This window comes from Roseomonas sp. TS2, assembly GCF_058833935.1.
Map to the genome: position 1 here is coordinate 1 of NZ_JCACVY010000202.1, position 7,428 is coordinate 7,428.

Sequence of the window (7,428 nt, forward strand, 5' to 3'; positions counted from 1 at the left end):
CGAGGTGTTCAACGCCTTCCTGGCGCTGACCCAGGCGCCCGACCTGCTGGCGCTGTGGATCTCGGAGCAGGCGCTGCCGCCCTACGGCATCCTGGCGCTGCTGCTGCTCAGCTACATCGTGCTCGGCGCGGTGATGGACGAGCTGGCGATGATCCTGCTGACGCTGCCGATCTTCTTCCCCGTCGTCACCGCGCTCGATTTCGGCCTGACGCCGGAGGAGACGGCGATCTGGTTCGGCGTGCTGGTGCTGGTGGTGGTGGGCATCGGCCTCACCGCGCCGCCGATCGGGCTGAACGTCTTCGTCGTCGCCGCCCTGGCGCGGGACGTGCCGATGGCCCGCATCTACCGCGGCGTGCTGCCCTACCTGGCCATGGACGTGGTAAGGCTGCTGCTCTGCGTCGCCTTTCCGGCGCTGTCCCTTGCGCTGGTGCGGTGGCTGGGCTGAGCCGCATTTCACGGGGTATTGACCGGCGCCACCGCGGGCGCGACCGTCGCGGCACATCGATACAAGGCGGATCGGCAAAAGCCATGTTCATCCAGATTGCGGATCATCTGGTCCATTGCGTCGTCGAGGGTCCGCAGGATGCGCCGCCGCTGGTGCTGCTGCACTCCATCGGCACCACCCAGCATGTCTGGGACCCGCAGGCCCCGGCCCTGGCGCGGTGCTTCCGCGTCATCCGCCCCGACATGCGCGGCCACGGCCTCACCGGCGTGACGCCGGGCGACCACACGATGCAGGGGCTGGCGCGGGACGTGGTGGCGCTGCTCGACGCGCTGGGCATCACGCGCGCGCATGTGGCGGGGCTTTCCATCGGCGGGCGCATCGCGCTGCAGCTGGCGGCGGATTTCCCGGAACGCGTCGCTTCCCTGCTGCTGATCGGCGCCGCGCTGGAGTACCCGGACCCCGCCACCTGGCAGGCGCGCATCGACGCCGTGCGGGCCGAGGGCACGCAGGTGCTGGCCGATGCCGTGATGCCGCGCTGGGTGTCGCAGCCCGACGCGCCCTCCGGCCTCGGCCTGCGCACCATGCTGCTGCGCACCGACGCGGAGGGCTATGCCGGCGCCGCCGCCGCCCTGCGCGACGCGCGCGCCGCCGGGGTGGAGGGCCGCGTGCGCGCCCCCACCACCCTGCTGGTGGGCGAGCTGGACCCGGCCTCCCCCATCGCGGCGGCCGAGGCGCTGCGCGACGGCATCCCCGGCGCCGGCCTCGTCGTTCTGCCAGGGATGCGGCACATCCCGAACTACGAGGCGGCGGAGACGGTGACGGCGGCGATGCTGGCGCATCTCGGCGCCCTGGCCGCACCCGCGCCGGACCCGCTGGAGGCGGGCCTCGCCGTGCGCCGCGCCGTGCTGGGGGAGGCGCATGTGGCGCGCGCCAGCGCCGCCGTCACCGCGCTGGACGCGCCCTTCCAGGACTATATCACCCGCAACGTCTGGGGGCAGATCTGGACCCGCCCCGGCCTCTCCCGCCACACGCGCAGCCTGCTGACGCTCGCCATGATGGCAGCCCTCGGCCGGCATGAGGAGTTCGTGCTGCATGTGAAGGCCACGCGCCAGACCGGCGTGACGCCGGAGGAGCTGGCCGAGCTGCTGCTGCAGGTGGGCGCCTATGCCGGCGTGCCGGTGGCCAATCACGCGCTGAAGCTCGCCAAGGAGACGCTGCGCGCCATGGAGGAAGCGACATGACCGAAAGCCCGGACGGCTATCGCCGGCCCCGGCCCGGCACCCAGCCGGAGTACGACGTGCCGGATTACGGCAGCACGCGGCTGCGCCACCCCGTGCGCCCGCTGCTGCGCGTGCCGCACGGCCCCACCGAGACCACCGCGCCGGCGATGAGCCCGGCCCTCTACGCGCCGATGCCCGACATGACGCGCCATGCCGGCGGCGAGGCGGTGGGCGAGCGCATCATCGTCGCCGGCCGGGTGCTGGACGAGGATGGCCGCCCGCTCCGCGGCACCATGCTGGAGATCTGGCAGGCCAACGCCGCCGGCCGCTACGCCCACCCCGGCGACACGCATGACGCGCCGCTCGATCCGCATTTCCTCGGCCAGGCGCGGGTGTTCACCGACGAGGAAGGCTGGTACCGCTACACCACCATCCGCCCCGGCGCCTACCCGTGGGGCAACCACCACAATGCCTGGCGCCCGGTGCACATCCACTACAGCCTGTTCGGCGCCGGCTTCGCGCAGCGGCTGATCACCCAGATGTACTTCCCCGGCGACCCGCTGCTGCCGCTCGACCCCATCTTCAACGCGACGCCCGATGCCGCCGCGCGGGAGCGGCTCGTGGCGCGCTTCGACCTCGGCATCACCCAGCCGAACCACGCGCTGGGCTACCGGTTCGATATCGTGCTCCGTGGCCGTGCCGCGACGCCCTTCGAGGAGGACCACCCGGAATGAGCGGCGCGCGCGCCACCGCCAGCCAGACCGCCGGCCCCTACTGGCACCTGATCGACCATCCCGAATGGGCCGACCTGCTGCGTGCCGACGGGCCGAATGCCGGCCTCGCTACCAGCCGCATCGAGTTGGCCGGGCGCATCGCCGACGGCGCCGGCAGCCCGGTGACGGATGCGATGGTGGAGATCTGGCAGGCCGACGCGGATGGCCGCTACGACGGCGCCTTCCACGGCTTCGGCCGCTGCGCCACCGACCGCGAGGGGCGCTACCGCTTCGTCACGCTGCGCCCCGGCCCGGTGCCGGCGGCCGGCGGCGGCAATGGCTGGCAGGCGCCGCATGTGGCACTCTCCATCTTCGCCCGCGGGCTGCTGAAGCCGCTCGTCACCCGCCTCTACTTCGCGGGCGAGGCGCTGAACGAGACCGACCCGCTGCTCGCCGCCATCGCCGAGCCGGAGCGCCGCGCCACCCTGATCGCCCGCCCCGAGGGCGCGGCGCGCTGGGTGCTCGACCTCCGCCTGCAGGGCGAGGGCGAAACCGTGTTCCTGGAGATCTGAGCCGCATGCTTTCCGTCAACCCAGCCGATGGCGCCGTGCTCTCCGTCCTCTACGGCACCGATGCCATGCGGGCGGTGATCGGCGAGCGGGCCTTCATCGGGCAGATGCTGGCGGTGGAGGCGGCGCTGGCCCGCGCCCAGGCGCGGCTCGGCATCATCCCCGAGGAAGCCGCCACGGCCATCGCCGAGGTGGCCTCGATCGAGAAGCTGGACCTGCCGGCGCTGGCGCGCGCCACGCGCAACACCGGCTACCCGGTGGTGGGGCTGGTCAAGCAGCTCTCGTTGCTCGCCGGCACCGAGGCGGGGCGCTGGACCCATTGGGGCGCCACCACCCAGGACATCATGGACACCGCCATCGTGCTCCAGCTGCGCGAGGCCTTCGCGCTGCTGGGCGCCGACCTGGACCGGCTGAACCAGGCGCTGGCCCGGCAGGCGCGGGAGCACCGCGGGCTGGTGATGGCGGGGCGCACCCACCTGCAGCACGCGCTGCCCGTCACCTTCGGCTACAAATGCGCCATCTGGCTCTCGCCGCTGATCACCATGCGGGAGCGGCTGGACCAGCTGCTGCCGCGCCTGCTGAAGGTGCAGTTCGGTGGCGCCGCCGGCACCCTCGCCTCGCTGGGCGGGCGCGGGCTGGAGGTGGCGGAGGCGCTGGCGGAGGAGCTCGGCCTCGCCATGCCGGACGCGCCCTGGCATGTCGCGCGCGACACCATGGCGGAGGCCGTCTGCTTCCTCGGCCTGCTCACCGGCGCGCTCTCCAAGCTCGCCACGGACGTGATGCTGCTGATGCAGAGCGAGGTGGCGGAGGTGTTCGAGCCGCACGCGCCGGGGCGCGGCGGATCCTCCACCATGCCGCAGAAGCGCAACCCGATCGCCTGCGAATACGTGCTGGCGCAGGCGCGTGGCGTGCACGCGCTGGTGCCGCAGATGCTCGGCGCCATGGCGGTGGACCAGGAGCGCGGCACCGGCCCCTGGCAGGCCGAGCCGCTGGCCCTGCCGCAGGCCTTCACCCTGGCGCATGGCGCGCTGGCCCAGGCCGTCACCATCGCCGAGGGGCTGACGGTGGATGGCGCCCGGATGCGCCGCAACCTCGATGCCAGCGGCGGCCTCATCATGGCCGAGGCGGTGATGATGGCGCTGGCCGAGCTGATCGGCCGCGGCACGGCGCATGATGCGGTGCACCATGCCTGCGACGTGGCCCTGGCGGCTTCCATCCCGCTGGCCGAGGCGCTGCGCCGCGACGAATGCATCAGCGCGGCGCTCGACGAGGCGGCCATCGCCCGGCTGACCGAGCCGGCCAACTACCTGGGCGCGACGGACGCCTTCATCGACCGGGTGCTGCAACGGCTCGACCCGTAGCCACCGCCGGGGAGGGAGAAGGGCTTCCCCTCCCCCGGCCGCAGGCTCAAGGCTTCCGCACGGGCACCTGCTCGAGGCGGAGCTGCGGGGTCTGGCCGCCTTCCCAGGCATTGGCGCCGGGGGCCACCTCCGGCACCGGGATCTCGGCGCGGGCGCGGCGCTTCGCCGCCGTGTCGATGCCCAGCTTCTCGTCCCGCGCCGCGAGCTTCGCCGGGTCGAGCTGGCCGTCGGCGGTGTAGCCCATCATCAGCCGCGGGATGCCGAGCGGCAGGGCGTCGCCACGGTCCACCTGCCAGGTGTGCCAGGTCTTGCCGTAGGTGGTGGAGAGCTGGCGCATCGCCACCGTCTCCACCGCCTCCGGCACGCCGGGCATGGCCAGCTGGCCGGAGGTGGTCTCGTAGTGGTGGCTGTGCCAGAGCGGCTTCTCCTCCTCCGGCAATTCGCGGAACAGCCGCTCCGAGACGATGTACTCGATGCCGATCAGCCGCGCCCCTTCCTCGTTGCTGTCGAAGATGACGCACTGGTGCATCTCCTCGGTCAGGTGGGTGCAGTAGTGGTGCGCCTCGACCGGGCGGCCCGCCTCGTCGGCGTAGAAGTGGAAGCCGTTCAGGTAGAGGTCCATGGCGTTCAGCGGCGCCTTGGCCTGCAGCAGCGCCGCCCCCGCGCCGAGCGCCCGGCTGCGGGTGGAGGGCGGCCCGCCCGGCACCTCCGGCGCCGCCGCGTGCTGGGCGCGCGCCTGGCCGCAGGCGCAGAGCAGGGCGCCGGCCCCGGCCGCCAGGCTGGCGCCGAAGGCGCGGCGGCCCGTCGGTGATTTCAGGCGGTTCATGGCATCCTCCCGGTCCGTGGCGATGGGGTCGGAACCGGGCGGGCACGCGCTCGTTCCCGCCTCCGGGCCAGGGCCGGGCTTGGCCCGGGGTGGAAAACCGGGCTATCCCGGAAGCCAGACCCATGGCCCGGGAGGGATGCCCAACGATGAAGCCCGTGTTCCTCCTTGCCCTGCTGGCAGTCCTGCCGGGCTGCAACGCCGTGCTCTCGGAAGGCTCGGCCGACCTCGCCGGCATTGGCGGCGCCGCCCTGGCCGACGCGGTGACGGACAATGGCGCGGTGGCCGCCGGCATCGGCATCGGCGTGCAGTCGGCGGCGCGGGCGGGGCTGCAATACACCCAGCGCCGCCTGCAGCGCGCCGAGCAGGACAGCATCGCCAGCGCCGCCGGGCCGCTGCCGGCGGGCCGCGTGGCGCGCTGGTCGATCGCCCACAGCCTGCCCATCGCCGAGGACCGCGCGGGGCAGGTGACGGTCAGCCGCGAGATCGGCGCCCTCTCGCTGCGCTGCCGCGAGATCGTCTTCTCGGTGGAGGCCGAGAAGCAGGCGGCCGATTTCTACACCGCCATCATCTGCCAGAACGGCACGCGCTGGAAATGGGCCAGCGCCGAGCCGGCCACCGAGCGCTGGGGGGCGCTGCAGTGAGGCGCCTTTCCCTGGCGGCGCTGCCGCTGGGCGCGCTGCTGCTGGGCGGCTGCGACCTGATCGGCGGCATCGCCGGCGGCGTCTCGGGCGCCACCACCGGCGCCGTCACCGCCAACCCGGCGGTGGGCTACGCGGTGGGCCTCGGCGTCCGCTCCGCCACCAACGCCGCCATCGGCGGCTGGATGCGCGGGCTGAAGCGGGACGAGCAGGACGCCATCGCCCGCGCCGCCGGCGAGATGGCGCCGGGCGAGAGCCGCCCCTGGCAGATCGCCCACGAGTTGCCCTTCGGCTACAGCGACGCCACCGGACAGCTCCAGGTGACGCGGGTGATCGACACGCCGCTGGCCGCCTGCCGCGAGGTGCTGTTCTCGGTGGCCGGCGACAAGCCGGAGGCGCCGCCCGAGGGGCTGTTCGTCGCCACCGCCTGCCGCCAGGCGGAGGGCTGGAAATGGGCCAGCGCGGAGCCGGCGGTCGATCGCTGGGGCGCGTTGCAGTAAACGCCCCCGGCCGGAAAGGCCAAGCTTGGCAGGGGGTGGAAACACCGCCATATCCGCCCCCACCGATGCGAACATTGCCGGAACCTTTTGCAAGCTGGTTCGCCGCGCGCGGCTGGCGCCCCCGCCCGCACCAGCTGGCCATGCTGGCGGCCGCCGAGGCGGGGGAATCCGCCCTGCTGGTGGCCCCCACCGGCGGCGGCAAGACGCTGGCCGGCTTCCTGCCCAGCCTGGCCGGCCTGCACCGCGCGGCCCGGGCCGGCACCCCGCATGAGGGGCTGCACACGCTCTACATCTCGCCGCTGAAGGCGCTGGCGGTGGACATCGCCCGCAACCTGACGGCGCCGGTCGAGGAGATGGGCCTCGATATCCGCATCGAGACCCGCACCGGCGACACCCCCGCCAACCGCCGCGCCCGCCAGCGCGCCGAGCCGCCACACATTTTGCTCACCACGCCGGAGAGCCTGACCCTGCTGCTCTCCCTGCCCGAGGCGGCGGCGATGTTCGGCAATCTCGAATGCGCCGTGGTGGACGAGGTGCACGCCCTGGCCGGCGGCAAGCGCGGCGACCAGCTGGCGCTCTGCCTGGCGCGACTCTCCACCCTGGCGCCACGGCTGCGCCGCGTCGGCCTTTCCGCCACCGTGGCCCACCCCGAGGCGATCGCGGCCTGGGTGGCGCCGGACGCCCGGCCCGAAAGCGTGCGGCTGGTGCGCGCCACCGGAGGCGCCGCACCGGCGCTCGACGTCATCCTGCCCGAGGGGCGGCTGCCCTGGGGCGGGCATATGGGGCTGGCCTCGATGCCCGAGGTCTATGCCCGGCTGCGCGCGGCGGCGGTGAGCATCGTCTTCGTCAACACCCGTGCCCAGGCGGAGCTGGCCTTCCAGGCGCTGTGGCGGCTGAACGAGGACAACCTGCCCATCGCGCTGCACCACGGCTCGCTCACCGTCGAGCAGCGCCGCAAGGTGGAGGCGGCGATGGCGGCGGGGAAGCTGCGCGCCGTGGTCGCCACCGCCTCGCTCGACCTCGGCATCGACTGGGGCGCGGTGGACCAGGTGATCCAGGTCGGCGCGCCCAAGGGCGTGGCGCGGCTGCTGCAGCGCGTGGGCCGCGCCAACCACCGCATGGACGAGGCCAGCCGCGCCGCGCTGGTGCCGGCCAA

Annotated in this window: 9 protein-coding genes; 8 read left to right on the forward strand and 1 reads right to left on the reverse strand. The window is 73.8% G+C overall.

Annotated features, from left to right (window positions below; genetic code table 11):
- The 5 genes from ACZJYS_RS21055 to pcaB all read left to right on the forward strand — a co-directional run.
- Positions 1-445 (forward strand): TRAP transporter large permease subunit (locus tag ACZJYS_RS21055; RefSeq protein WP_493180218.1); only part of this gene is annotated, 445 nt, incomplete at its 5' end.
- Positions 446-528: 83 nt separating this feature from the next.
- Positions 529-1,686: a bifunctional 3-oxoadipate enol-lactonase/4-carboxymuconolactone decarboxylase PcaDC gene (pcaDC, locus tag ACZJYS_RS21060; RefSeq protein ID WP_493180219.1), complete on the forward strand. Its 1,158-nt coding sequence runs from the start codon at positions 529-531 to the stop codon at positions 1,684-1,686.
- Positions 1,683-2,399, forward strand: coding sequence for a protocatechuate 3,4-dioxygenase subunit beta (gene pcaH / locus ACZJYS_RS21065; RefSeq protein WP_493180220.1), 717 nt, complete (start codon positions 1,683-1,685; stop codon positions 2,397-2,399). The genes pcaDC and pcaH overlap by 4 nt, the downstream gene beginning before the upstream one ends.
- The gene (gene pcaG, locus ACZJYS_RS21070) at positions 2,396-2,950 is read left to right on the forward strand and encodes a protocatechuate 3,4-dioxygenase subunit alpha (protein ID WP_109515026.1); all 555 of its coding nucleotides are present in this window, start codon (positions 2,396-2,398) and stop codon (positions 2,948-2,950) included. Before pcaH ends, pcaG begins: the two co-directional genes overlap by 4 nt.
- 5 nt (positions 2,951-2,955) lie before the next feature.
- The gene (gene pcaB / locus ACZJYS_RS21075; RefSeq protein WP_493180222.1) at positions 2,956-4,308 is read left to right on the forward strand and encodes a 3-carboxy-cis,cis-muconate cycloisomerase; all 1,353 of its coding nucleotides are present in this window, start codon (positions 2,956-2,958) and stop codon (positions 4,306-4,308) included.
- 46 nt (positions 4,309-4,354) lie between these two features.
- On the opposite strand, the gene ACZJYS_RS21080 is transcribed toward pcaB, so the two are convergent.
- Entirely contained in the window at positions 4,355-5,134 is a 780-nt protein-coding gene (locus ACZJYS_RS21080) for an OBAP family protein (RefSeq protein ID WP_109515024.1), read from the reverse strand.
- 146 nt (positions 5,135-5,280) lie between these two features.
- On the opposite strand from ACZJYS_RS21080, the gene ACZJYS_RS21085 reads away from it, so the two are divergent.
- The 3 genes from ACZJYS_RS21085 to ACZJYS_RS21095 form a co-directional block, all read left to right on the forward strand.
- Positions 5,281-5,775 carry a hypothetical protein gene (locus ACZJYS_RS21085; protein WP_181377954.1) on the forward strand — a complete coding sequence of 165 codons (495 nt, stop codon included), beginning with the start codon at positions 5,281-5,283 and terminating at the stop codon, positions 5,773-5,775.
- Complete coding sequence (locus ACZJYS_RS21090) at positions 5,772-6,272, forward strand: hypothetical protein (RefSeq protein ID WP_493180223.1); 501 nt, start codon at positions 5,772-5,774, stop codon at positions 6,270-6,272. The genes ACZJYS_RS21085 and ACZJYS_RS21090 overlap by 4 nt, the downstream gene beginning before the upstream one ends.
- A 65-nt stretch (positions 6,273-6,337) precedes the next feature.
- Positions 6,338-7,428, forward strand: a 1,091-nt coding sequence (locus tag ACZJYS_RS21095; RefSeq protein WP_493180224.1) for a DEAD/DEAH box helicase, incomplete at its 3' end; no start/stop codon positions are given.